17 protein-coding genes and 3 pseudogenes are annotated in these 24853 nt (G+C 59.1%); 11 read left to right on the forward strand and 9 right to left on the reverse strand.

The window, feature by feature from the left end; translation table 11 throughout:
- Positions 1 to 343: 343 nt before the first annotated feature.
- Positions 344 to 1765, forward strand: coding sequence for an amino acid permease (locus KW849_RS14935; protein ID WP_218430098.1), 1422 nt, complete (start codon positions 344 to 346; stop codon positions 1763 to 1765).
- 90 nt (positions 1766 to 1855) lie between these two features.
- Here KW849_RS14935 and KW849_RS14940 read toward each other — a convergent pair whose 3' ends face one another.
- Entirely contained in the window at positions 1856 to 3016 is a 1161-nt protein-coding gene (locus KW849_RS14940) for an OpgC family protein (RefSeq protein WP_218430099.1), read from the reverse strand.
- Between the two features lie 247 nt (positions 3017 to 3263).
- Here KW849_RS14940 and KW849_RS14945 point away from each other — a divergent pair, with 247 nt between their 5' ends.
- The 3 genes from KW849_RS14945 to KW849_RS14955 are packed head-to-tail and all read left to right on the forward strand — an operon-like array spanning position 3264 to position 6086.
- Entirely contained in the window at positions 3264 to 3638 is a 375-nt protein-coding gene (locus KW849_RS14945; RefSeq protein WP_218430100.1) for a GtrA family protein, read from the forward strand.
- Positions 3635 to 4576, forward strand: coding sequence for a glycosyltransferase family 2 protein (locus KW849_RS14950; RefSeq protein WP_218430101.1), 942 nt, complete (start codon positions 3635 to 3637; stop codon positions 4574 to 4576). The genes KW849_RS14945 and KW849_RS14950 overlap by 4 nt, the downstream gene beginning before the upstream one ends.
- A 1-nt stretch (position 4577) precedes the next feature.
- On the forward strand, positions 4578 to 6086 hold the full coding sequence (locus KW849_RS14955) for a glucosyltransferase domain-containing protein (protein ID WP_218430102.1): 1509 nt from the start codon (positions 4578 to 4580) through the stop codon (positions 6084 to 6086).
- Between the two features lie 27 nt (positions 6087 to 6113).
- Here the strand turns inward: KW849_RS14955 and KW849_RS14960 are convergent, their stop codons facing one another.
- Together KW849_RS14960 and KW849_RS14965 are read right to left on the reverse strand one after the other, a co-directional pair.
- On the reverse strand, positions 6114 to 7733 hold the full coding sequence (locus KW849_RS14960; RefSeq protein ID WP_218430103.1) for an FMN-binding glutamate synthase family protein: 1620 nt from the start codon (positions 7731 to 7733) through the stop codon (positions 6114 to 6116).
- Positions 7734 to 7835: 102 nt separating this feature from the next.
- Positions 7836 to 8636, reverse strand: a complete 801-nt coding sequence (locus KW849_RS14965; protein WP_218430104.1) for a LuxR C-terminal-related transcriptional regulator — start codon at positions 8634 to 8636, stop codon at positions 7836 to 7838.
- A gap of 124 nt (positions 8637 to 8760) precedes the next feature.
- On the opposite strand from KW849_RS14965, the gene KW849_RS14970 reads away from it, so the two are divergent.
- Both KW849_RS14970 and KW849_RS14975 read left to right on the forward strand, forming a co-directional pair.
- Positions 8761 to 9582, forward strand: a complete 822-nt coding sequence (locus KW849_RS14970; RefSeq protein WP_218430105.1) for a carbon-nitrogen hydrolase family protein — start codon at positions 8761 to 8763, stop codon at positions 9580 to 9582.
- 183 nt (positions 9583 to 9765) lie between these two features.
- On the forward strand, positions 9766 to 11091 hold the full coding sequence (locus KW849_RS14975; RefSeq protein WP_218430106.1) for an APC family permease: 1326 nt from the start codon (positions 9766 to 9768) through the stop codon (positions 11089 to 11091).
- 7 nt (positions 11092 to 11098) lie between these two features.
- Here KW849_RS14975 and KW849_RS14980 read toward each other — a convergent pair whose 3' ends face one another.
- Genes KW849_RS14980 through KW849_RS15000 form a run of 5 tightly spaced genes read right to left on the reverse strand, consistent with a single transcriptional unit; the run spans position 11099 to position 19449 of the window.
- Positions 11099 to 12505: an ATP-binding protein gene (locus tag KW849_RS14980; protein WP_218430107.1), complete on the reverse strand. Its 1407-nt coding sequence runs from the start codon at positions 12503 to 12505 to the stop codon at positions 11099 to 11101.
- Complete coding sequence (locus KW849_RS14985) at positions 12502 to 14316, reverse strand: DAHL domain-containing protein (RefSeq protein WP_218430108.1); 1815 nt, start codon at positions 14314 to 14316, stop codon at positions 12502 to 12504. Before KW849_RS14985 ends, KW849_RS14980 begins: the two co-directional genes overlap by 4 nt.
- The gene (locus KW849_RS14990) at positions 14313 to 15317 is read right to left on the reverse strand and encodes a cytochrome-c peroxidase (protein ID WP_256357241.1); all 1005 of its coding nucleotides are present in this window, start codon (positions 15315 to 15317) and stop codon (positions 14313 to 14315) included. Before KW849_RS14990 ends, KW849_RS14985 begins: the two co-directional genes overlap by 4 nt.
- A complete protein-coding gene (locus KW849_RS14995; RefSeq protein WP_218430109.1) occupies positions 15314 to 17188 on the reverse strand; it encodes a bifunctional diguanylate cyclase/phosphodiesterase in 1875 nt (624 codons plus the stop codon). Before KW849_RS14995 ends, KW849_RS14990 begins: the two co-directional genes overlap by 4 nt.
- The gene (locus KW849_RS15000) at positions 17185 to 19449 is read right to left on the reverse strand and encodes an EAL domain-containing protein (RefSeq protein WP_218430110.1); all 2265 of its coding nucleotides are present in this window, start codon (positions 19447 to 19449) and stop codon (positions 17185 to 17187) included. The genes KW849_RS14995 and KW849_RS15000 overlap by 4 nt, the downstream gene beginning before the upstream one ends.
- A gap of 211 nt (positions 19450 to 19660) precedes the next feature.
- Between KW849_RS15000 and KW849_RS15005 the strand changes: the two are divergent.
- From KW849_RS15005 to KW849_RS15025, 5 genes and pseudogenes are all read left to right on the forward strand, one after another.
- Positions 19661 to 19798: pseudogene (locus KW849_RS15005) on the forward strand (HD domain-containing phosphohydrolase); the annotation flags it as partial.
- An 89-nt stretch (positions 19799 to 19887) separates the two neighbouring features.
- On the forward strand, positions 19888 to 20322 hold the full coding sequence (locus KW849_RS15010; protein ID WP_218430111.1) for an NUDIX domain-containing protein: 435 nt from the start codon (positions 19888 to 19890) through the stop codon (positions 20320 to 20322).
- 65 nt (positions 20323 to 20387) lie between these two features.
- Positions 20388 to 20504, forward strand: a pseudogene (locus tag KW849_RS15015) (LysE family translocator); the annotation flags it as partial.
- A gap of 2 nt (positions 20505 to 20506) precedes the next feature.
- On the forward strand, positions 20507 to 21019 hold the full coding sequence (locus tag KW849_RS15020) for a GNAT family N-acetyltransferase (protein WP_218430112.1): 513 nt from the start codon (positions 20507 to 20509) through the stop codon (positions 21017 to 21019).
- Positions 21020 to 21069: 50 nt separating this feature from the next.
- A pseudogene (locus KW849_RS15025) lies at positions 21070 to 21402 on the forward strand (isochorismatase family protein); the annotation flags it as partial.
- A 197-nt stretch (positions 21403 to 21599) separates the two neighbouring features.
- On the opposite strand, the gene KW849_RS15030 reads toward KW849_RS15025, so the two are convergent.
- Positions 21600 to 24110: a bifunctional diguanylate cyclase/phosphodiesterase gene (locus KW849_RS15030; RefSeq protein WP_218430113.1), complete on the reverse strand. Its 2511-nt coding sequence runs from the start codon at positions 24108 to 24110 to the stop codon at positions 21600 to 21602.
- Positions 24111 to 24853 lie beyond the last annotated feature (743 nt).

The following is a 24853-nucleotide window of genomic DNA, read 5'->3' on the forward strand; positions in this document are numbered from 1 at the left end:
AGAGCTATTTCGAGGGTAAGTACGGCTTTCGTAGGGGCATGACGATGCACCATTGTTGTGCAATACTTCGTGCCGTTTAAATGGCGGAAATTCCTACAAGATCCAGGTGATGCCTCTCCAAAAGTCGCGTTATTGCCGGGGTTTATGGCTGAATTTAGTGGTTTATATAGTGAATATCTCTGTCGTCAGCTTTTTATACTGCCCGACCCGCTGATCTTGCAGGTTTTGTCCTACAGGATGGTTCTGCTTACAAAGCAGGCCCGGTTACGCGAAGCAGCTGGCTTATCGGTCGGGGGCTTCAACGCTCGGTGGTCATATCCAACAACAAGATGAGGTACCCCTTATGCCCGTAGGCAATCACCAGCCCAACGGCGAGACCGCTCAGGGCGGTCCGCTTAAACGTGAACTCGGCGAACGGCATATTCGCCTGATGGCACTCGGTGCCTGTATCGGCGTCGGTCTGTTCCTCGGTTCAGCCAAGGCCATCCAGATGGCCGGCCCCGCCATCATGTTGTCCTACATCATCGGCGGTCTGGCGATCCTGGTGATCATGCGCGCCCTCGGCGAGATGGCCGTGCATAACCCGGTCGCCGGCTCGTTCAGCCGTTACGCCCAAGACTACCTCGGCCCGTTGGCGGGCTTCCTGACCGGCTGGAACTATTGGTTCCTGTGGCTGGTGACCTGCGTCGCGGAAATCACCGCCGTGGCGGTGTACATGGGCATCTGGTTCCCCGACGTGCCGCGCTGGATCTGGGCGCTCGCTGCGCTGATCAGCATGGGCTCGATCAACCTGATCGCGGTCAAGGCCTTCGGTGAGTTCGAGTTCTGGTTTGCCCTGATCAAGATCGTCACCATCGTTGCGATGGTGTTCGGCGGCATCGGCATCATCGCCTTCGGTTTCGGCAACGACGGCGTGGCCCTGGGCATCTCCAACCTGTGGAGCCACGGCGGTTTCATGCCCAACGGTGTAACTGGCGTGCTGATGTCGCTGCAGATGGTGATGTTCGCCTACCTGGGTGTGGAGATGATCGGCCTGACCGCCGGTGAAGCGAAGAATCCGCAGAAGACCATTCCCAATGCGATCGGCTCGGTGTTCTGGCGGATTCTGCTGTTCTACGTCGGCGCGTTGTTCGTGATCCTGTCGATCTACCCGTGGAACGAAATCGGTACCCAGGGCAGTCCGTTCGTGATGACCTTCGAGCGTCTGGGCATCAAGACCGCCGCCGGCATCATCAACTTCGTGGTGATCACCGCGGCGCTGTCGTCCTGCAACGGCGGCATCTTCAGCACCGGGCGCATGCTCTACAGCCTGGCGCAGAACGGCCAGGCCCCGGCCGGTTTTGCCAAGACTTCGAACAACGGCGTACCGCGTCGTGCGCTGCTGCTGTCGATCTTCGCCTTGCTGCTGGGCGTGCTGCTGAACTACCTGGTACCGGAGAAGGTCTTTGTCTGGGTGACGTCCATCGCCACCTTCGGCGCGATCTGGACCTGGGTGATGATCCTGTTGGCCCAGCTCAAATTCCGCAAAGGCCTGAGCGCCAGCGAAGCGGCCGGCCTGAAATACCGCATGTGGCTGTACCCGGTCAGTTCGTACCTGGCGCTGGCGTTCCTGGTGCTGGTGGTCGGCCTGATGGCGTACTTCCCGGACACCCGCGTGGCGTTGTATGTGGGACCTGCGTTCCTGGTGGTGCTGACGGTGCTGTTCTACATGTTCAAGCTGCAACCGACGAATGTTTCGCAAGGTGCGGTGCGTTCGGCTTCGTAAGTTGTAACGCCTGAAAGACCAAAGCCCCGGTCGTAAATGATCGGGGCTTTTTGGTTTTTAAGATCAACAGATCGCAGCCTGCGGCAGTTCCTACAGGGGAATGCGGCCTGATTTTGTAGGAGCTGCCGCAGGCTGCGATCTTTTGATTTTCTGGTTCAAACGCTTGTTGAACTCAAGCCAGGTCGCCAGCAACGCCATCAACCCGGCCCCCACCAGCGCCGTGAAGATCTGCATGGCAACAGCATCGTCAGTCAACGCATTGACCATGTCCGCCAAGGGCGCCAGCAGCACGCCCAGGCAGAAAATCTCCAGCGAGAAACGGCCCATTCGGCAACTTTGCTTCGCGAGCCAGTTTTGCGTCCATCCGCTGTCGGGAATCAGCTTCGCCGTGACGTAGGCCAATGCGAGGAAATGCAGCAGGCGCACGGGGGACAGGTCGGTCTTGCTGATGGGGTACAGCAAGTTCTTCAGGCTCGCCGGCACCACGGCATCGTGTAGATCTGGCCAACGCCACAGGACGGTCAACACACCCGCGGCCACTACATACAGCGCCGCACTGACAAACAACGGCTGGCGTAGCAACGGGCGAGTGTCGGAAAGGCGCGGGCGCTGGCTGTGAATCGCAGCGGCACCGCCGAGTACGAACAGCAACTGCCAGGCAACCGGGTTGAAATACCACACGCCGTCCTTGATGGCCGCCAGGTTCCAGCCCGCCAGTGGCACCATCAGATACAGCGCCAATGACATCGCGACCACCACCCAGGCCTTGCGCACCTGTACGGGCAGCACCAGGGGCAAGCCCGCCAACAGCACGATGTACAGGGGCAACGGGTCCATCAGGTTTGGCTTGAAGCGCAACAGCAGTTCATCGATCAGGGCCTGCTGCGGGTTGCTGATGAAGTGATGCATGCCCATTTCCTCCACCAGATCCCGTGTTTCCACATGGCTGTTGGCGAAAAACACAATGCCCATCAGCATCGCCAGCAGGAAGATATGCACCACGTAGAGCACCCACGCCCGGCGCAGGATTTTCACGCAGGCGATCAGAACGCCTTCGCGCGCCAGGACTTTGCCGTACGCCAGCACGGCCGCGAAACCTGCCAGAAACACGAAAACCTCGGCCGCATCGCTGAAACCGAAGTTACGCAGGGTGATTTGCCCCAACGGGTTGTGGGGCACGTGATCCCAGAAGATGAAGATCAGTGCCAGACCACGAAAAAAGTCGATCCGGTGATCGCGCGCTAACGTCATGACAGTTGGCTCGTAACAGCGGGTGAAGATGGGATTGGCACGTGGGTGCAAAAGGCCCCGCGCCCAAGCGGCGGCGCGCAGGGTGGACTGATTCGCGGGCAATTGCAAAAATCGGGATATTACCGGATGTCTCGGGCATTGCCCCGAAGCTCAACCGCTGGTCTGAAAGGTCCGTTAACCTGCGCTATCTGACAGTAGACAGGCTCCAATATTAATGAGCGCAACGCTCTTAAAACGGGAGCCTCACATGAGACTGTTGTGGAAGGGGCTGTCCAGTTACACGGTGATCGGGGTCGCCAACACCCTGATTCACTGGCAGGTCTTTTTCCTGCTGAGCATGGCGGCCGGCCTCAGTCAGGCGCTCAGCAACCTGGCAGCCTTCTGCGTGGCTGCCTCGTTTTCCTTCTACATGAACGCGCAATTTACCTTCGCCGCCAGTGCCACGGTCGCAGGTTATCTGCTGTTTCTTTTGGGCATGGGGGCGTTGAGCCTGGGTGTCGGCCATCTGGGCGACGTCTGGCAATTGCACGGTTTGTTCACCGTGGCCCTGTTTTCGGCGTTGAGCCTGGTGTTCGGCTTCCTGTATTCCAAATACGTGGTGTTTCGCGAGCGTGATCGATGAAAATCTCGCTCATTGTCCCGGTGTTCAATGAAGAGCAAGCGATCAACCTGTTTTATCAGGCGGTGAGACGCGAGTTGCACCTGCGCGATGCCGAGGTCGAGATCGTGTTCATCAACGATGGCAGCTCCGACCGCACGGCCGAACAGGCTACGGCACTGGCCCAGGCAGATGATCAGGTTATGCTGATCAATTTTTCGCGCAACTTCGGTAAGGAACCGGCACTGTTTGCTGGCCTGGAACATGCCAGCGGCGATGCCGTGATTCCCATGGATGTCGACCTGCAGGACCCGATCAGTGTCATCCCGTTATTGGTCGAGCAATGGCAAAAGGGCGCCGATGTGGTACTCGCCAAGCGCCGCAATCGGGACGTCGACGGCTACCTCAGGCGTCACAGTGCGTCAATTTTCTACCATGTGCTCAATCGCATCGCCTACACGCGCATCGAGGAAAATGTCGGAGACTTCCGGCTGATGGATCGCAAAGTGGTCGACGTGATCCGTTCCCTGCCCGAGCACCAGTTGTTCATGAAAGGCGTGTTGTCGTGGGCCGGGTTCAACACGGCGGTGGTGGAGTATGAGCGGGCCGGGCGGGTGGCGGGGAGCAGCAAGTTCAATGGCTGGAAACTGTGGAACCTGGCGCTGGAAGGCGTGACCTCGTTCAGCACCGTGCCCCTGCGCTTGTGGACATACGTTGGTGGCGGCATTTCGATTTTCGCGGTGCTCTATGCGGTGTACATGGTGCTGGACAAGATTTTCTTCGGCAACAGCGTCCCCGGTTATCCATCGCTGATGACGGCGATCCTGTTTCTCGGCGGCGTGCAACTGATTGGCATCGGCATCCTCGGCGAATACATCGGTCGCATTTATATCGAGGCCAAACACCGGCCGCGCTACGTGATCAAGGACATCGTCGGCGGTAAAGACCGGGGCGGGCGTTAGCATGGGGCGGTTCAACGACTTCCTCGTTCGCGAGCTCAGCCGGCATCAGGTCTGGCGGTTTTTTCTGTTCGCGACCTTCTTATATGTCCTGCCGTTGATCCTCGCGGACTTCCCCTACATCGATGACAACTGGCGCTCGCTGGCGGCAGGCATGGCCTGGGCTGAACAGGGGCGACTGTTCGCCCAGCTGTTCTACAACGCCCTGACTTTCAGCCATGCCGCGCCGAACATCTTTCCCTTGCCCTTGCTGATCGCCACGCTGGCCATGGCGTCGGCGCTGACCAGCCTGACGTTCCATTACTTGCGTCAGCCCACCGTCGCTTGCTGCCTGGTGCTGTTGCCGCTCTGGTACAACCCGTTCTTCCTGCAGAACCTGTCTTATCAATACGACGGTCCCACCACGACCCTGAGCCTGGTGGCGGTGATCTACGCGATCACCTTTCGTCACCCTTTGCGCAGCGTGCAATGGCTGGTGCCATCGTTCCTGATTGCACTGGCGCTGGGGTTGTACCAGATCAGCCTGAATGTGTTCCTGGGCCTGTGTTGCCTGGAGTTGCTCAGGGCCGCCAACGATAAAACCACCCCGGTGCCATGGGGCGACCTGCTGGGCTGGAAAGCCGCCCAGCTCATCCTCGGCGGGTTGATCTACAGCGTCAGTGCTGGTCCGTTCATGGACTCCAATCGCACAGCGTTGCTCAATTGGTCGGCGCATCCTCTATTGCAGATCCAGATCAACATTGCCCGGGTCCTGGAAAAAGTCGTGCTGCTGTTCAATGGTGGATGGCTCTGGGTATTCGGCGGGTTGTTGCTGTTGGCGATGGCCGGGGCGGTGCGGCTGGGACTGAACGTAGCGGCGCGTCAGGACGGTGGACCGAAGAAGCTGTTGATCGGCCTGATGTGTTTGCTGACATTGCCGCTGGTGACGCTGCTGGTGTCCGGTGTCGCGTTGTTTTTCCGCGACTTCAACGAAGGCGCCCGCACCTTGATCGGCTTCGCCGTGTTGCTGGTGTTGCTGTGCTATTTGAGCCATCTGGCGCTGGCGTCGATCCATGAACGACTGCCACTGTTGTTGATCATTCCGCTGCTGGCGATGTTGTCGCTGTCGTTCGCCTATGGTCGGGTGCTGACCGTGCAGAAAACCTTCGCTTCCACGGCGCTGGCCAGCCTTGATTACGACATCGTCAGCCATCAGGCACTGCGCGAGGCCAAGCGGATCTATATGTCGGTGACTTATTCCGACTATTGGTTAACGGCGGCGGCAGGCTCATTCAAGCAGATGCCGGTGCTGCACTACCTGCTCAATACCGACTTTTACATGCTGGCCGAGAATCTGCCGAAAGCGGGTATCACCAACGTGGTGGCGGAGCGGGAGCGGCGCAACGCGACACGGGTCGGTTATCAGGGCTATCCGCCGCTGGTGGACAGCCAGTTCTACCGGATTTACCTGATCGGTGATTACGGTTTTATCGTGATGAAGGAGCCGGCCCCGAGCAAAACGCTGCGTTGGTGACGTGCGATTTCGACCGGGGCGGCGAGGTCATGCAGCTTCTATTTCATGAGGCTCGAAACTGTCGGCCCGAGCCATCTGCCACATCCGCGAGTAGAACTCGCCGTTCACTTCGCCGGTCAGCAACTCGCCCGGCTTGAGGAACACGTGTAACTGCGAGAACAGCTTGATCTCGGTCGCCGACATGCGTCGCACCAGATGCTTGGCCGACAACTGCGAGGGATGTTCGAGGCCGGCGGCGGCGAGCATTTCCGCCAGGGCCTTGAGGGTGTTGCGGTGGAAGTTGAACACGCGCTGGGCCTTGTCCGGCACCACCAGCGCGCGCTGGCGCAGGGTGTCCTGGGTGGCGACTCCGGTTGGGCATTTGTTGGTGTGGCAGCTCTGCGACTGAATGCAACCGATGGCGAACATGAAGCCGCGCGCCGAGTTGGCCCAGTCGGCACCGATGGCCAGCACGCTGGCGATGTCGAAGGCGCTGACGATCTTGCCGCTGGCGCCGAGTTTGATCTTGTCCCGCAGGTTCAGGCCCACCAGGGTGTTGTGCACGAACAGCAAGCCCTCGCGCATCGGCACACCGATGTGGTCGGTGAATTCCACGGGCGCGGCGCCAGTGCCGCCTTCCTTGCCATCGACCACGATGAAGTCCGGGAGGATGCCTGTCTCCAGCATGGCTTTGGCGATGCCCATGAACTCCCATGGATGGCCGAGACAGAACTTGAAGCCCACCGGTTTGCCACCAGACAGTTCACGCAGCTGTGCGATGAAATGCATCATTTCGATCGGGGTGGAAAACGCGCTGTGGCGTGACGGTGACACGCAGTCTTCACCCATCAGGATGCCGCGGGTTTCGGCGATTTCTTTGGTGACCTTGTGCTTGGGCAGGATGCCGCCGTGGCCGGGTTTGGCGCCCTGGCTCATCTTGATTTCGATCATCCGTACCTGCGGCGTCCGGGCTTGTGCCGCGAAGCGTTCCGGGTCGAAACGGCCGTCGCTGGTGCGGCAGCCGAAGTAGCCGCTGCCCAGTTCCCAGGTCAGGTCGCCACCGTTTTCCCGGTGATAGGGGCTGATGCTGCCTTCGCCGGTGTCATGGACGAAGTTGCCGAGCTTGGCGCCCTGGTTCAACGCGCGGATGGCGTTGGCGCTGAGGGAGCCGAAACTCATGGCTGAAATGTTGAATACCGAGGCCGAATACGGCTGGGTGCACTGCGGGCCGCCAACGGTGACGCGAAAACTGCTCGGGTCGCTCAAGGGGGCGGGGCGCATGGAGTGGCCGATGAATTCGAAACCTGACTGGTACACGTCAATCAGCGTGCCGAAGGGTTTGTCGGCGGTTTCGTTCTTGGCCCGGGAGTACACCAGCGAGCGCTGTGACCGAGAGAAGGGCAGGGCGTCGCTGTCGGATTCGAGCAGGTACTGGCGGATTTCCGGGCGGATGCCCTCGACCAGATAACGAATATTGCCGAGGATCGGGTAATTGCGGCGTACCGCGTGCGGACTTTGCAGCAGATCGAACAGGCCGATCAGGCTGAGGACGGCGGTGACGGCGGTAATCGGCCAGAGCCAGTCGTATTCAAGAAACGGCAGGCTGGCGAGGGTGAAGATCACGCAGACGGCAAAGAAGGCGTAACGGCTCAGGAGTGACAGGCTCATACGGTTTCCTTGGGTTCGGACTCGGGTTTAAAGATCGCAGCCTTCGGCAGCTCCTACAGGGGAATGCGATCCATGTAGGAGCTGCCGAAGGCTGCGATCTTTTCAGGCATTTTGTGCCTGCAGAAAAATCGAAAACAGCTCGGACTGGGACTTGATCCCCAGCTTGCTGTACATGTGTTTCTTGTGGACCTTCACGGTTTCGACCGAGATTTCCAGCTTACGAGCGATTTCTTTACTGGAGCAACCGCTGAGCATCAAACGCCCGACATCCAGTTCCCGGGCCGTCAACTGCGCGCCTTTGAGTTGCTGCACCGAGGCCTCCAGCTGTACCCGCCAATCGGCTTGCGCCGGTGCGGGGGCCAGGGCCACGACTTCGTTGATTTCATAGGGTAGACGTTGGCGCAGCAGGCCGAGCACCCACGGCTGGATCAACGACAACAAGGCAATCTGCTGGCTGCTGAAGCGCTGCGTGCTACCCAGCGACAGGCACAGCGTGCGCTCGCCCTCGAGCTGACAATTGAACTGGATTTCGTCGGCCACCACATTCAGACGAAAGTAGCGCTGGTAATACTCGGTCAGCTCGAAGTGCTCCGGGGCCACTTCGGACAGGCGATACAGCCCGGTGCGCGATTGCTCGCGGCAGGCGATGTAGAAGGGGTCGAGCAGGTACAGGCCGCGCAGGTAATCCTGGAACAACTGGTCGGGGCTGCCGTCCTCACCGGGGCATTCGGCAAACACCTGGGGACGCTGATCGGCGCTGAAAAGCAGCGCCACCCAGCTGTCGAAGGACACGTACTGGTCCAGCAACCGGACGAGTTGGGTCCAGAAATTGGGCTTGTCCAGAGCGTCGATCAGTTGCCCTACCGAGCGGTGCCAGGCGATGTCGTCCAACGAGAGTGTCATGCATCTACCCCTATCGTGTTACCCCAGCGGCGTAATTCCCCGCCCGGTTGCTTGCTGCGCATACTGGCGCACAGACACCGACCGGGCAATCTTTCTGCCGCCCGGCCCATGACAAGGAATACCCATGAAGGTCGAACTCGCCCAATTGGCAGGCCGTGACAACGACACGGCCTACAACCTCGAACGCACCCTGGCGGCCATTGCTGCGTGCGCAGCCGGTACACAGCTGATCCTGTTTCCTGAAGGCCACTTGATGGGCTTCCCTTCGGCGCAGTCCGTGGCCGAGGTGGCCGAGGCACTGGACGGACCGTCTGTCAGTGCGGTGATCGCCGCCGCCCGCCAGCGCAATATCGCCGTGGCCATCGGCATGGCCGAGAACGACAACGGCCGTTTCTACAACACCACGCTGCTGATCACTCCTGAAGGCATCGCGCTGAAATACCGCAAGACGCACTTGTGGGCTTCGGATCGCGGGGTCTACGAGGCGGGCGATCGCTACGCCACCTGCCTGTTCAACGGCGTGCGCGTGGGTCTGCTGATTTGCTACGACATCGAATTCCCCGAAAGCGCCCGCGCCCTGGCGCAACTGGGGGCCGAACTGTTGATCGTCACCAACGGCAACATGGACCCGTACGGCCCGACCCACCGCACCGCGATCATGGCCCGCGCCCAGGAAAACCAGGCGTTTGCGCTGATGGTCAATCGGGTGCAAGAGGGTGACGGTGGCTTGTTGTTCGCCGGTGGCAGTGCACTGGTCGATCCGTTGGGTACCTTGTTGTTCGAAGCCGGACGCGAGGAAGGGCAGTTCGCGGTCGAACTGGACCTGAACCAGTTGACGGCGGCGCGCCAGGATTATCGCTATCTGGATGATCAGCGGCTGAGGTTGCCTGGGGAGAGGGTTGAGCATGCGTCCGGGTTACGGGAGCTGCTGATTCCCACGGGCTGAAGATCAAAAGATCGCAGCCTGCGGCAGCTCCTACATTGATCGCGGTCCCCTGTAGGAGCTGCCGCAGGCTGCGATCTTTTAACGATTTATCTGACTCAACGCCAAAGAACAACAACGCAACATCCGTAATTTGCGCCGAACTCGGCTCTGCCATAAATCCAATAAAATTCGGAGTAGTCGCTCATGGCTCGTTTGCAACGCACCCTGTCACTGGGGTCGGTGGTGCTGTTTGGCATCGCCTACATGACGCCGATCATTGTGCTCGGCACCTTTGGCATCCTCGCCCAATCCACCGCCGGCATGGTGCCGGCCGCGTACCTCGCGGCACTGGTGGCGATGTTCTTCACCGCCATGAGCTACGGGCGCATGGCTTCGGCGTTCCCGGTGGCCGGCTCGGCCTACAGCTATGTGCGCAAGGCCATCAGCCCTAAACTCGGGTTCATTGCCGGTTGGGCGGTGCTGCTCGATTACCTGTTCCTGCCCATGGCGATCTGGCTGATCGGCGCTGCCTACCTCAACTCCGCGTTCCCGGCCGTGCCGCAGTGGATCTGGGTGCTGGCGTTCATCGGCATCACCAGCGCGATCAACATCGTCGGCCTGAAACTGGCCAACGGCATCAATGCCTTGCTGATGCTGGTGCAGTTTTTGGTGCTGGTCGCCTTCGTCACGCTGTGCGTGCATTACGTCGGTGGTGATGCGAGCACGCCATTGTGGTCGATCAAACCGTTTTTCAACGGCGACATGCAGATGCCGCTGATCATGAGCGGCGCGGCCATCGCCTGTTACTCGTTCCTCGGTTTCGACGCGGTCAGCACCCTGACCGAAGAAACCCGCGATCCACGCCGTACCATTCCCCGGGCGATCATGCTGATCACCTTGATCGGCGGGCTGATTTTCGTCGGCGTGTCGTACTTCGTGCAGATCGCCCATCCGTCGTTCCAGTTCGACAGCGTCGACTCGGCGGCCTACGAAATTGCCCGCAACATCGGTGGCGACCTGTTCGTGTCGGTCTTCCTGATCGGCCTGATCGTCGGCCAGTTCGCCTCGGGGCTGTCGGCCCAGGCCAGCGGTTCACGGCTGCTGTATGCCATGGGCCGCGACGGCGTGTTGCCAAAAGCGTTTTTCGGCACCTTGCACGAGCGCTTCGGCACGCCGATCAACAGCATCCTGCTGTGCGCCGTGGTGGCATTGCTGGCACTGAAACTGGACGTCACCACCTCGACCTCGTTCATCAATTTCGGCGCGTTCCTGGCGTTCAGCCTGGTCAACCTGTCGGTGATCTTCCATTACTGGATCGGTGGCGAGAAGAAAAGCCCGCGCGAATTCGTGCTGTTCCTGCTGTTCCCGTTCATCGGCCTGGCGGCGGATTTGTGGCTGATGGTCAGCCTCGATCATCTGGCGGTTTATCTGGGCCTGAGCTGGCTGGCGATTGGCGTGGTGTACCTGGCGGTGTTGACCGGTGGTTTCCGTCGGCAGCCACCGGAGATGGATTTCCAGGAAGCGCTCTGAGGCGTCGTCAGGCGGCCGGTCGGGTCTGGCGAAGCGGCAGTTGTATGCGAAACGTCGTCCCGCTCCCCAGTTCGCTGCGCACCGAAATATCGCCACCATGTTTTTTCACGATGCCATAGGACAGGGACAGGCCAAGCCCTGTCCCTTGGCCCACCGGTTTGGTGGTGAAAAACGGGTCGAAGATTTTTGGCAGGGTGTCGGGCGCGATGCCTGATCCTGTATCGGCGATTTCGATCCACGCCGTGTCGCCCTGCGTCCCGGTACTCAGGGTGATGGTGCCGCGTTCGGAACCCATGGCCTGCACGGCGTTGACCACGAGGTTCATGATGACCTGGTTGATTTGCGAGGGTAAGCACTCAATTTCCGGCAGCACCTGGTAATCCTTGACCACATCGGCCTTGTACTTGAGTTCGCAGGCAACGATGTTCAGTGTCGACTCGATGCCCTGTTGCAGATTGGCCCATTGCCATTCCTGATTGCTGTCGATCCGAGAGAAGTCCTTGAGGTCCCTGACGATCTGCCCGACCCGGCTGATTCCTTCCTTCGACGCCTTGATCAACAGCGGCACGTCCTCGCGCAGATACTCAAGTTCGATCTGTTCACGCAAATGCGCAAGTCGCAGCGCTGTCTGGCTGCCCGCCAGAGCCTGTTCTGCGCTGTGATAGGCGTCGAGCATGGTCAGCAGTTGCTGAAAGTAACCATCCAGAGTGCCAAGGCTGGAGGAGATGAACCCGATCGGATTGTAGATCTCATGCGCGACACCGGCCGCCAATTGGCCCAGTGAAGCAAGCTTCTCCGATTGAACCAACTGGCCTTCCAGTTGCTTGCGCCCGTCGATCTCTTGCTGCAATGCCTCGCTGGCCTGCTTGAACTGGGCTGTACGCTGATCCACCAGGTGCTGAAGGTGATGCAACTGCAGCGAAGCCCGCTCGGTCATCTCCCATTTGGTCAGCAGGGTGTTGGCCAATTGCTGAACTTCGATGTTGTCGAACGGTTTTTTCAGGATAAGCAGCCGGTCATGGGCATTCAGACGATTGAGCAGATCGTCCCAGGAATAATCGGAGTAGGCGGTACAGACCACCACCTGTAATTGCGGATCCTGCTGCCACAGATGTTCGATGGTTTTTGCCCCGTCCCAGCCGTCGGGCATGCGCATGTCGACAAACGCCAGCGCGTAGGGGCGTTGCTCCTGCAGGGCCTGGTTGAGTTTGCCCAGGCCTTCTTCGCCACCATAGGCCGAATCCAGTTCGAACGTCGGGCGCTCGGGCTTGGCCTGTTCGCCAAACAAGGCGGCTTCCATCTCGTCGAGTTCTGCCGACCGGGCCGGGGGCGGGGCGAGGATCTTGCGAAAATCGTCGTGGATCGACGGCATATCGTCGATCAGCAGAATGCGGCGGTTCGACAGCTCACTCATGCGTTCTCCGTTACGGTGATCAACGGTATCTGCAAGGTAAACAGCGCGCCCAGGCCCGGGCCGTCGCTGTGGGCGGTGAGGTGGCCGTTCATCTCGATGGCCGCCAGCGCGCAGCTGTGCAGGCCGAAACCATGACCTTCCTTGCGGGTGGTGAAACCGTGGGCAAAAATCCGCGTCATGTTTTCCGCAGCGATACCTTCGCCGTCATCCTTGACGCTGATTTCCAGGAAAGTGTCGTCGATGATTCGCACACCGAGGGTCATTTCCCTGGGCCGGTTGTTGAGGTCGGACATTGCGTATTTGGCATTGCTGATCAGGTTGATCAGGATCAGCAGCAAGCGGTGCTTGTCAACCATCACCTGAGGCACCTCGCTGTATTCCCTGATCACTGTGACGTGGTGCCGGGTCAGCGCGCCGGCATTCATGTGCAGGGCGTCCTCGAGCAGTTCGCTGATGTACAGCGGTTCGGTGATGCTGTGGGCCCCGGTATAGGATTGTTGGGTGGCAACGATGTCCTTGATGTGGTCGACACTCTTGCTCATCTGCCCTAGTTCGTCGGCCATTTCCTGCTGTTCCTGGGCGATGGCGTCGACCAGTTGATTGAGATAACCGGGCAGCAGCTTGCCCTTGTCGTCCTGAGTCAGGAATTGCCCAAGGTCTTGCGGGTGCTCGTTAATCAGTTGCATTGCCTTGCCCAGGCCCCGGGTCTTGCTGCTGCGAAGCTTTCGCGCAATCAGGTCGGAAGAAATGTTCACGCTATTGAGCACGTTGCCGACGTTGTGCAGCACATTGGTCGCGATTTCGGCCATGCCGGCCTGGCGTGCGGCGTCGAGCAGTGCGCTCTGGGCATTCCTGAGCTCGCGGGTACGCTCCTCGACCCGTTGTTCGAGCACGTCGTTGGCGGTCTGCAAGGCCGTATTGACCCGATTGATCTCGGCGAAGCTGCGGATCAGGCGGATGGTCAGCCAGATCAATACCAGCACCAGCAAGACGGAAAGCAGCAACAGGTAGAAATGGTACTTCTTGTCGGTCTTCTCGGCTTGTTGCTGATCACGGTCGAGCATGCTGGTGATGTTGTCCAGACGATCGGCCACAGGAACCGCTTCGATCTCTTCGAGCAAGCCGTTGACGATCGGCTGCTCACGCAAAATCAAGGCAACGTGATTGCTCAGGATCCTGATCGGGGCATGAAACTTCATGGGCAGGCGTTGCATGTTCACCGTCAGTTTGCTCAGCCCCACCTGAATGTCGGCGGCTTTGTCGGCGGAGGTGACCTGCGCGAACTCCAGGGCACTGAGCAACAGGTCATAGGTGTCGGTGGCGATGTTCTGCACTTGCAGCTTGTCGAGATCAGGCAGGTTGGTCAGTTGCGCCTGGATGTCGTCCTCGGCGGTGGGCAGGAAAGCCAGGGAGTTGCGCAACAAGGCGTTGTGCGATTTGAACCGCTCCACCAGACGGGTCTTTTCCTGCATCGCCTGCAGAAAACCCTCATGGGCATCGTCCCATTGCCGTGAGTTGTTGCGGCCATGACCGGACTCCATGGTGTCGAAGCGTTCCCACAGCCGGTTCATCTCGTTCATTGGTGAAACCAGAGGGTCGTAGTTATGCGAAATCGCCACCCTGGATTTGAGGACCTCGGTTTCCCACCGTGAGTCCTGCTGTTTGATCTGGCGTACCAGATCCCGGGACTCGGTGTATGCCACGGTCTGTGCCGAGCTGGATTTGAGGTAGAGAAAGACCAGGATGGAAGCCAGGGTCACGGCGATGATCCCGAGAAACAGCAGGCTGGCGCGACGAGAAATTCTTTTCATGGCTGCCCCTCCCTTTTGCCGGTCAGGGTCTTGAGGAACTTGATGATCAACGCTTTGTCTTGCGCGCTCGGCATGCGCCCCAACTGATACTGGAACATGACGTCCACGGCTTTTTCGAGGGTGGGTGCCGAGCCGTCGTGAAAGTAGGGGGCGGTCAGCGCGACGTTGCGCAGGCTCGGGACCTTGAACACCGAACGGTCCGCTTCGTCAGCGGTGATGTTGAACCGTCCCTGGTCGGTCACGGTCGGGTTGCCGCGATCGGCGATGTAATCACCGAACACCCCGAACTTCTGGAACATGTTGCCACCGATGTTCACGCCCTGGTGACAGGCAATGCAGCCGTAGTCCTTGAAGCGCTGATAGCCGTATTTTTCCTCGAGGGTCAGGATGTCCGTATTGCCCAGCAGGTATTGATCGAAACGGGATCCGGGCGTGAGCAAGGTACGCTCGTAGGCGGCCAGGGCGCTCTGTATGTTGGTTTTGGTCACTGCATCCGGGTACGCCGCGCTGAAGCCTGCGCGGTAGTCTGCATCTTCGGTTATCCGTTGGATGATGGTGTTCCAGTCACTGCCCATTTCGTGGGGACTGGTAATGACCACGTTGCTCTGCGCCTCGAGTGTTTCGACGCGACCGTCCCAGAACTGGCGAAAATTGAGGCTGGCGTTGAACACCGTCGGCGTGTTGATCGATACCGGTTGTCCATCGAAGCCGAGGGAAAATGCGCGGGTGTCGGCCCCGCTCTTGTCCAGTTGATGACAACTGGCGCAGGACAGGGTGTTGTTGACCGACAGGCGCGGATCACTGAAGAGCCTGCGACCGAGTTCGACCTGATTGGGGTTCTGTTTCGGTATCTCGGGCAAAGGTTTGAGCGGTTCGTCCAGCGGCGCGGCACCGGCGACTGCACAGAACCCGTAAAGCAGGAGCGCAAGCGCTCGATGCGCAAGGGGCACTGGCGATTGCCCGGCGAACTCGACGCCGGGCTGCAGTTTCTGGCTGTTCATGAGTCGTCTCGCTGTTCTGCCCAGCCGACGGCCAGCAGCCGCGCAAAAGCGTCTGCCGGCAAGGCCTTGCTAAAGTAGTAACCTTGGCCTTCCTCACATTGATGGGCCTTGAGAAATGCCAGTTGTTCCTCGGTCTCGATGCCTTCGGCGATGACATTCAGCTCCAGGCTCCTGCCCAGGCTGATGATCGCGCCGACCAGGGCGGCGTCGTTGGTGTCATTGCTCAGGCCACGAATGAACGACTGATCGATTTTCAGCACATCGATGGGGAACCGGCGCAGATAGCTCAAGCTGGAATAGCCGGTGCCGAAGTCATCGATGGCCAGCCACACCCCCAGCGTCTTGAGCCGGTGCAACGCGGTCATGGTCGCCTCGACGTTCTGCATCAGTACGCCTTCGGTTATTTCCAGTTCCAGCAGGCAGGGGGGCATTCCCGTCTGTTGGAGTATCTGTTCGATGCTTTCGACGAAATCACGTTGACGAAAGTCGATGGCCGATATGTTGACCGACATGCGGATCTCCGGCAATCCGGCTGCTTGCCAGCATCGTGTCTGGCGACAGGCTTCGGCCAATACCCACTTGCTCAGTGGCACGATCAGGCCGCTGTCTTCGGCCACGGAGATGAATTCGGAAGGATAGATCCAGCCACTCCCGGGTTTTTGCCAGCGCACCAGCGCCTCGGCACCGACCACCTTTCCGCTGCGCAGTTCGATTTTCGGTTGGTAGTGCAGGACGAATTCGTGCTTTTGCAGGGCCTGACGAATACCCGATTCGATGCTCTGCTGCTCCCGGGCACGCTGGTTCATGGCTTCGATGAAGAAACCGATATCGTTCGGGCCGCTTTCCTTGATGTTGCGCATGGCGGATTCGGCTTTTTTGATCAGGTCAATAGCCTCTAACCCGTCATCGGGATAAATGCTGATGCCCAGGCTGGCGGTGATGCTGATCTCCTGGCCGGCGATCGACTGTGGGCTGCGCACGGCACTCAGCAGTTTTTCGGCGATGCCACGGGTCTGCTGGGGGTGGTTGATGTCGCTGAGGATCACCACGAATTCGTCGGCGCCATAGCGAAAGACCGAGTCGGACTCTCGCACGTACTTGAGCAGTTGTTGCCCGACCCGTTTGAGCATTTCGTCCCCGGCCGGGTGGCCCAGAGCGTTGTTGATGCGCTTGAACCGGTCCAGCCCGAGAAACATCACCACCAGATGCTTGTCATGGCGTCGGCAAGTGGCCAGCGACTGGCTCAGGCGATCACCCAGCAATGTGCTGTTGGGCAGCCCTGTGAGGGCGTCGTACTGTAGCAGGTGCGACACCTTGAGCAGTTCGTGGACCCGTGCCTCGATGGTCTGCTCAAGGCTCAACAACTTCAGCGCCGCGTCCTGTGCCAGCTGCCATTTCCAGGTCAGGGCATTGGCCATCTGGCGGATTTCCAGGGTGTCGAAAGGCTTTTTCAGAATCAGCAACTGGTCACCGAACTCCAGTCGTTCGGCCATGGCCTCCCAGCTGTAGTCGGTATAGGCGGTGCACAAGGCAATTTGCAGGTTCGGGTCGGCGTTCCACAGGTGTTCAATGGTTTCCAGGCCGTCCCAGCCGGGCGGCATACGCATGTCGATAAATGCCAGGGCATAGGGGCGGCTATCGGCCAGTGCACGCTCGACCAGCTCCAGGGCTTCCTTGCCCTGGTAGGCGGAGTCGACCTGGAAGGTGAGACGTGGTGATTGCGCAGTCCCGAACAGTGAGTGTTCGAGACTGTCCAGATCCACCTCGTCGCGGGTGCTCGGGGTGAGGGTCTTGCGAAAATCGGCATGGATCGCCGGTGCATCGTCAATGATGAGAATACGTCGGTTGGTCGGGGGGAAAAGTGTTTTCATCCCTCATCCTCCCTGGAGGACGGGGGCGTGATGCTCCCGTCCCTGAGCAATCGGGCCGCTTGTTCAGGATTCACGGCCTCGCTGAAGTAGAGGCCTTGCACGCTTGATAGCGGGGCGGCGGACTCTGGCGTGCGGGGCCGATCCGACGGCTGGACGCCTTCGGTAATGATGCCGATACCCAGGTCCCGGGCGAAGTTGACGATTGCCCGCAGGCTGTTGGCGCCAGCCGCATCCTGGGTCGCGCCGTCGATAAAGGATTGGTTGAGCTTCAGGTGATTGACCTGGTAGGTTTTCAGGTAATCGAATGATGAATATTCGGTGCCGAAATCATCGATGGCGATTTTTACCCCCAGCTCGCGCAGGCGTGGCAGTACATCGTTTTGGGTCCACTTGGTTTGCGCCAGAGTCGCTTCGGTCACGTCGAAACGCAGGTCCCAGGGGGCGAGTTCCCATCGTGCAGTGGTGCGCAGCACGTCGTAAATGAGTTCCGGACCACTCTTTAGTTGCGCCAGGGACAGTTTGATCGCCATCACGGGGGGCGCCATTCCCTCGTTACGCCACAGGCTCATCTGCCGGCAGGCCTGATCCAGCACCCAGCGACCGAGAGGGATGATGGCACCGGTCTTTTCCGCCGCGGGCACGAAAGCCGAGGCCGGCAGCTCGCCGCGCCGGGGATGGCACCAGCGCACTTGCGCTTCCATGCCCAGGATCCTGCCGCTGTGCATATCCACTTCCGGAACGTAATGCAGCGCCAGTTCATCGCTTTCGATGGCCGTCATCAAGTCATTGGCGATCGCCATGCGTTCGGCCACCTCCTGAGTGATCTCCTGCGAGTGGAAGTGATATTGGTTGCGGCCCATTTCCTTGGAACGGTACAGCGCCATGTCCGCCTGGCTCAGCAGGCTGTCGGCGTCGAGGCAGGCGACGCTGTAGCTACTGATGCCGATGCTGACTGAAAGGTGCAGGGCATTGCCGGCGAGGTTATACGGCGTCAGCAGCGCATCGCGGATTTTGGCCGCCATGGCGGCGGACTGGGTCGGGTCGCTGACGTCCAGTTGCAGGATCGCGAACTCGTCTCCTCCCAGGCGTGCCACCACATCGTTTTCCCGCACGCCGGATTTGATGCGCCGGGCCACTTCCTGCAACAGCAGATCGCCCACCGGGTGGCCGAGGGTGTCGTTGATCCGCTTGAAGTGATCCAGGTCCAGATAAAATACTGCGAATTCCGCTGCGCCTCGACGTGCGGCAGCAAAGGCCTGATGCAGACGTTCGATCAGGGTGGCGCGGTTGGCCAGGCCGGTGAGCCCGTCCGTGCGGGCGAGCAAGGCCATTTTTTCCTCGGCCAGCCGGCGCTCGGTAATGTCGAGAATGATCCCTTCGACTTCCAGCAGGCGACCGTCCTGGTCCCGTACGGGAATGTAGCGGTTCTCCACCCAGCGCCATGCACCCTGGCCGGTGCGCAGGCGAAATTCAATCGAGGCGCCCAGCGCATGGCGGTCCAGCACCCGGGCCATGGCCGCATCGACACTGGCTTGATCTTCCGGGTGGATCAACTGCTGGGCCCAGTTGGCCGAGCTCACCAGATCGGCGGCGACGTGACCGTAGCGGGTGATGTTATGGGAAATGTACATCAGCGGAAACGACGGCTCGCCACGTAACCGGTAAAGGATGGTCGGGCTGTTCTGCACGATGATGTTGGCATCGGACAGTTCCCGGGTGCGTTCCTGGACCGCTTGTTCCAGCAGGTTCATCTTGAGCGCGGCGTCTTCGGTCATCTGCCATTTGACCGTGAGGGCGCTGGCCATCTGGCGTATTTCAATCGCGTCGAAGGGCTTCTTCAGAATCAGCAGGCGGTCGTTCAGCGCCAGTCGTTGGTCGATGTCCTCCCAGGAGTAGTCGGAGTAGGCGGTGCACAGCGCCACCTGCAGTTTGGGATCGACCTGCCACAACCGTTCGATGGTCTCCAGGCCATCCCAGCCTGGCGGCATGCGCATGTCGATGAATGCCATTGCATAGGGACGATCATCGGCCAGGGCGGCTTCGAGCCTGTCCAGGGCTTCGCGACCCTGGAACGCCGAGTCCAGTTCAAAATGTTGGGTCTGCGTGGTGTACTGAGTGCCGAACAGGAGGCTTTCGGTTTGTCCCAGACTGTCATCTTCGACAGTGGCCGGGCTGAGTATCTTGGCGAAATCGGCATGAATCGACGCGGTGTCGTCGACGATGAGTATGCGGCGATTGATTTGCGGCGGCCGAAAATTCATTGATCGGCACCCGCCGAGGTACACACGTTCAACTTCGGGAGCATCCTTTTCCCCTCCACACGCCCGCTTGCGGGCCGGTTGTCTCATCCAGTGTGTGAGCATAGTTGTCAGTTCGTCACTTCGCCTGTCGGGTTCAAGGCGATGATTTGCGCCCGTGGCGGAAAATTCATCCAGCCTGTCATTCAGGCATGGGCAAGAAAGGACGTAGGCCCGCGCCCGCTATCGTGGCTATCCGAAGCAGAGCGAATCGCTACTGATGACCCTGGCCCCGATGAAGGCCCCGATGAAGGATGCGGCGCGGTTGATCCTGCACCATCAGGAACGCTGGGACGGCAGCGGTTTCCCCGACCGGCCCCGCAGCTGCTTCAGGCCAAGGCATGACGGCGGACGGTCGGACATGGGATCCTTGTGATTTCCATCAGGGTCCATGGCTGACACATGACATCTGCATCCGCTGTTTCACCGCGTATTATCCATATCGCCGCCGCCCTGCTGATCGGCCCTGATGGCCGCACACTGTTGGTACGCAAGCGCGGCACCACGGCGTTCATGCAGCCGGGTGGCAAGATCGAGCCCCATGAATTGCCGGTTCACGCCCTGGCCCGTGAGCTGGAAGAAGAGCTGGGTCTGGACATCGACCCGGCGCACGCCGTTTATCTCGGTCACTTCTCGGCACCGGCCGCCAACGAGCCGGGTTTTGTCGTCCACGCCGAGCTATTTCAGCTGAATATTGATTCAAACGTCACCCCGGAGGCGGAGATCGAAGAAGTGATCTGGATCGACCCGGCCACCGATGGCGGTATCAGCCTGGCGCCATTGACACGGGACCTGATCCTGCCGTTTTATCGGGCATCGCTGACCGCGATCGCCTGATCATTACGCAAAGGACCTCGCCCATGATCCCGCCTTCAGGACCTGCTGATTTTTGCCGCTGCCGCATTGCATCCTGGTTCGTCAACACCCCAACCTGGCTGGCGATGCAGCGCTATTTCATGGACTTCGTGTTGTCCGGGCTGGCACTGCGGCTGATGCTTGAGCAAAAACGGATGGCTTGAGCATGTGGATCGAACGACTGGATGCCAGCCATGCCCTGGACTACCGGGCGCTGATGCTCGAAGCCTACGACCTGCACCCGCAGGCCTTCACTTCGAGCGTGCGCGAGCGGGCGGCGATGCCGCTGGACTGGTGGGAGTCGCGCCTGACGGGCAAGCTGGACCTGGTGCTCGGGGCATTCGAAGAAGGCCGGTTGGCCGGTATCGTCGGCCTCGCATTCGAGTCTCGGGAAAAGGCCCGGCACAAGGTGACGCTGTTTGGCATGTATGTTTCACCGACGGTTCGCCAGCGCGGGCTCGGCTATCAGCTGGTTCAGGCGGCCTTGGCCGAGGCGCAGAGCCATGCGGGTTTGCGCCTGATCCAGTTGACTGTCACCGCCGGCAACGATGCCGCGTTCAACCTCTACCAGCGCTGCGGTTTCGTCCAGTTCGGCCTGGAACCGATGGCGGTGCGAGTAGGGGAGGATTATTTCGACAAAATCCACATGTGGCGTGATCTGGCACCTGACAAGCGCTAGATTCCCGTTGTATTAGAAGACAGCCCCTTACGAGCTCATAGCCTGAGATGTTGTTTATCGTCAACGCCATGGACGATGAGAACTTCGCCTCAGCGGTCAAGGCTACGGGGCGCAAGAAACTGATCATCGCCGGGGTCACCAATGACGTCTGCACGGTCTATCCGGCGCTGAGCCTGGTGCGCGATGGTTATGAAGTACAGGTGGTTGCTGATGGCGGCGGTTCCCCTGGCGTAATGGCGGATGATATCGCCCTGCGCCGGATGGAAAAGGGCGGTGTGACGCTGACCACTACCAATCAGTCGATCACGGAGCTCGCAGGAAGCTGGGCTACACCCGAAGGTGGTCAGTTGGTACAAGTCCTGATGACGGCACTTCAAGGCTAAATACACCTGTGAGCGATTTGCAGAACCATGATGTGTGGTTCTGCAAATCCTCAGGTGGGCTAGAAGGCTCGCTCCTACTAGCTGTTCGAGGCTACCTCCGGCAGTTGCGGGTGCGATCCACATTTGAGTCGACCTCTCATCGTCCGCATTGGGTTGAATCCACAGCCGAAAGCGGACGTTCCCAGGCACCTGCGAAGTTATGGCGATTTAGTCTTGGTCCGTGGGAAATCAGTGCTCGCCATTAATCTTTCGTGAACATACTCCTCAAATTGTTCGGCTGGCAGTGGCGGGGAAAACAGGAAGCCCTGGTAGGTCTGGCAGCCATGCTTGACCAGAAAGGTGCGCTGAGCTTCTGTCTCCACACCTTCTGCAATCACCGAAAGCCCCAATATCTGGCTCAGGCTCACAATCGCGCAGGCGATGGCGGCGTCGTTGGGATCAACCAGCACATCTCTGATGAAGGACTGGTCGATCTTGAGTTGATCCAGCGGAAGGCTCTTCAGGTATGACAGTGACGAGTAGCCGGTTCCGAAATCATCCAGCGAAAGGCCTATGCCGATCTCTTTCAACTCGATCATTTTGGCGACAGTACTTTCCATATCCTCTATCAGCAGGCCTTCGGTCAGTTCCAGTTTCAATTTCTTCGGATCGGCCCCGGTGTATCTCAGTACTTGCAGTACCTCCTCGACGAAGTCCGGATGGTGAAACTGGCGGGCGCTGACATTCACAGCCATACCCAGTCGGGCGGTTTCCGAATGCTTTGCCCAGGCAACCAGCTGAGTGCAGGCTGCCTGCAGCGCCCAACGGCCTAACGGCAGAATCAACCCCGTTTCCTCTGCCAAGGGAATGAACTCGCCTGGAAACACGACTCCGCGCTCAGGATTCTGCCATCTCATCAGTGCCTCTGCGCCAATGATACGGCCCTCACTATTCACCTGCGGCTGGTAATGAAGAAGGAATTCGTTGCCCTGCAAGCCTTGGCGCAAGTCTACTTCCAGTCTGGCGCGTGCCGTGGCAACCGCCTGCATATCCGGATCGAAGAAGCGCATGGTGTTGCGGCCCGCCGCCTTGGCGCGATACATCGCCAGGTCAGCGCGCTTCATAATATCGTCCACTGTGCTCAGCTGCCCCTGGAACAGCGCAATGCCGAGGCTGGGGGTGCTGTGGTGCTCATATCCATCCAACTGGTAGGAAATGTTCAGAGAGTTGAGAATCTTTTCGCCAATAGCCTTGGCCTGGATAGCTGCTCCTGGAGGATTCTCATTAAGGCCATCCAGCAGGACGACGAATTCGTCTCCGCCCAGGCGAGCCACGGTGTCGCTCTCGCGTATGCAGCCGCAAAGGCGCAGAGCAACTTGCTGCAGCAACATGTCGCCTCTGTCATGCCCCAGCGTGTCGTTCAGTGCCTTGAAGTTATCCAGGTCAATGAGAATTATCGCGCTCGTATGCAGGCTACGGGAGCTGCCCGCCAGCAGATGCTGTAACCGGTCCAGCATGAGCCGCCTGTTGGGCAGCCCGGTCAACTGATCGTAGAAGGCCAAACGCTGGACCTCTTGCTCCGCGGTCTTACGGTGGGTGATGTCAGTATTGATCGACAGAACGGATTGCGGCTGGCCATCATCGTCTCGCACCAGGGTTCGATGACTTTCGAGCGTGATGGTGCAGCCATCCCGGCGTCGAAGTGTAACTTCGTCCGCCCAGTCACCCGTTTCTATCAGGCTGTTAGTGGCCGCATTGAAAGCGGCGCTACCCTGGTAGATCAACTCCTGTGCCGATTTGCCGAGTGCCTCTTCCTTTGACAAACCGTAGAGACGCTCGGCACTTTTGTTCCAGTACAAGATGCGGTTATCCATCCCGTGAACGACAATGGCGTCCTGGGCCTTGTCCAGCAGCGATGCTTGCTGGCGGGCCTGCTTCTCGCTTTCGCGCAACACTGCCAGATAACCTTCCCTTTCGGCTGCTTGCGACTCCATTTCGCGCCTGATCTTGCCCCCGTAGATAACGGCCGCACTGACCATCAGTAGCACGAACACCATGATCGCGTATTCGACCCGGCGCAGTTCTTCGACCGACTCAAGCTCCTCCTCCAGGAGCCTGCTTTGAATCAGGCCAACGCGATCCCGCACGGTACTGAGTGAGGCGAGCAACTGGGCATACTTCCTGTCCATCGTTGCCATGCGTTTGCCGGCATTATCCGACTGCCCCTCCCTGAAGTAGGAAAAGATCAGCAAGGCCTCGTTCACCATTTCGACCATCGCGGCATCAATTGCACCCACCTCATCCTTCAATGCAAGGGTAAAGGCTTGTATATCCGCACTGTGTTCAGCCTCATTGGCGATCCGTACTTCCAACTGTTTTTTGGCCAGTGCCAAATGCTCGTTGAAGGCGCGCAAGGCTTCATTCATGTTCCGCGATTCGGCTTCAACATTATGTGTATCGAACACATTATTGCCCGGCGCATTGACTGTGGAAGCCAGGCTGCCCAGCGTTGAATAGCTCGACAGCTGTTGGACCCACGACTGGTTTGCCTTGATGGAACGGTGATAGGTATCGACGATCAGGTGATTCAATAGCACGCTAAGCACAACAACCAGCACGTCGAATCCCGCAAGAAAAAAGTACATGCGGTGCCATTTGGTCGAGCGCGGCTTATTTGAACTGGTGGGTGGGGCTTGCTTTGCGGTGCTTTTATTCCTGAAAAAATCCATTTCACAATCTCCAAACATAATCCTTCTAAATTGACCAACAGAAGCAGTATTCGGAAACCAATTAACCTTTTGTGCCGACACCTGAACCTGAGAACACACCGCACGTAGCATTAGCCAAATTTTTTCTCTGTTCTGGATTCACGCTGGTTTTCGTGAGCGAAGCTCCCGAGACAAGCAATGGCTACCGAAGCTATACGTCTTAAGTGTCACGCCAACCAACTATTCGACACTAAGCAATGCATTCACTTTTGCCAGGTGTTCTGTTCCTTTCAATTTCCTCAGCCTCGTTCTGCGCCTCTGGCGAGCGTGCAGACCTTGGCCAGCATGTCTGGGGTGAGCATATCCCCGTTTTCGCAGTGCCCGGCCGCACCGTAACGAAAGTCGATTCGATCCTGAGTGATCCCAACAGATCTAGTCCAAACCCTGCGCCTGCCGGTGCAGGGTTTGCTCCATGTCTTCCCGAGTCGTTGCGGATTTGCGCCCCTGAACTGGATGCTTCACGCAGAATAGTCGGGTGACATAGGGCACGTTGCGGGTCATTTCCGCGCAGCCTGCCGGACTGCCTGATCAGTTTCGACAGCAGACCAAGCATAGCCACTAATTTGCAATTATTCTGTTCGCCGACTGCTCCAGGTCGGTAGCAGCCCTTGATGGTCGACAGCTTTCGGCCGATTCTTTTGAAAAAGTCGGCCATGGTTTGCGCATCAGAAAAGTACGCGTCCGAGATTGAAATCTATACTTTT

This window comes from Pseudomonas sp. PDM26, assembly GCF_019219185.1.
Lineage (GTDB): Bacteria > Pseudomonadota > Gammaproteobacteria > Pseudomonadales > Pseudomonadaceae > Aquipseudomonas.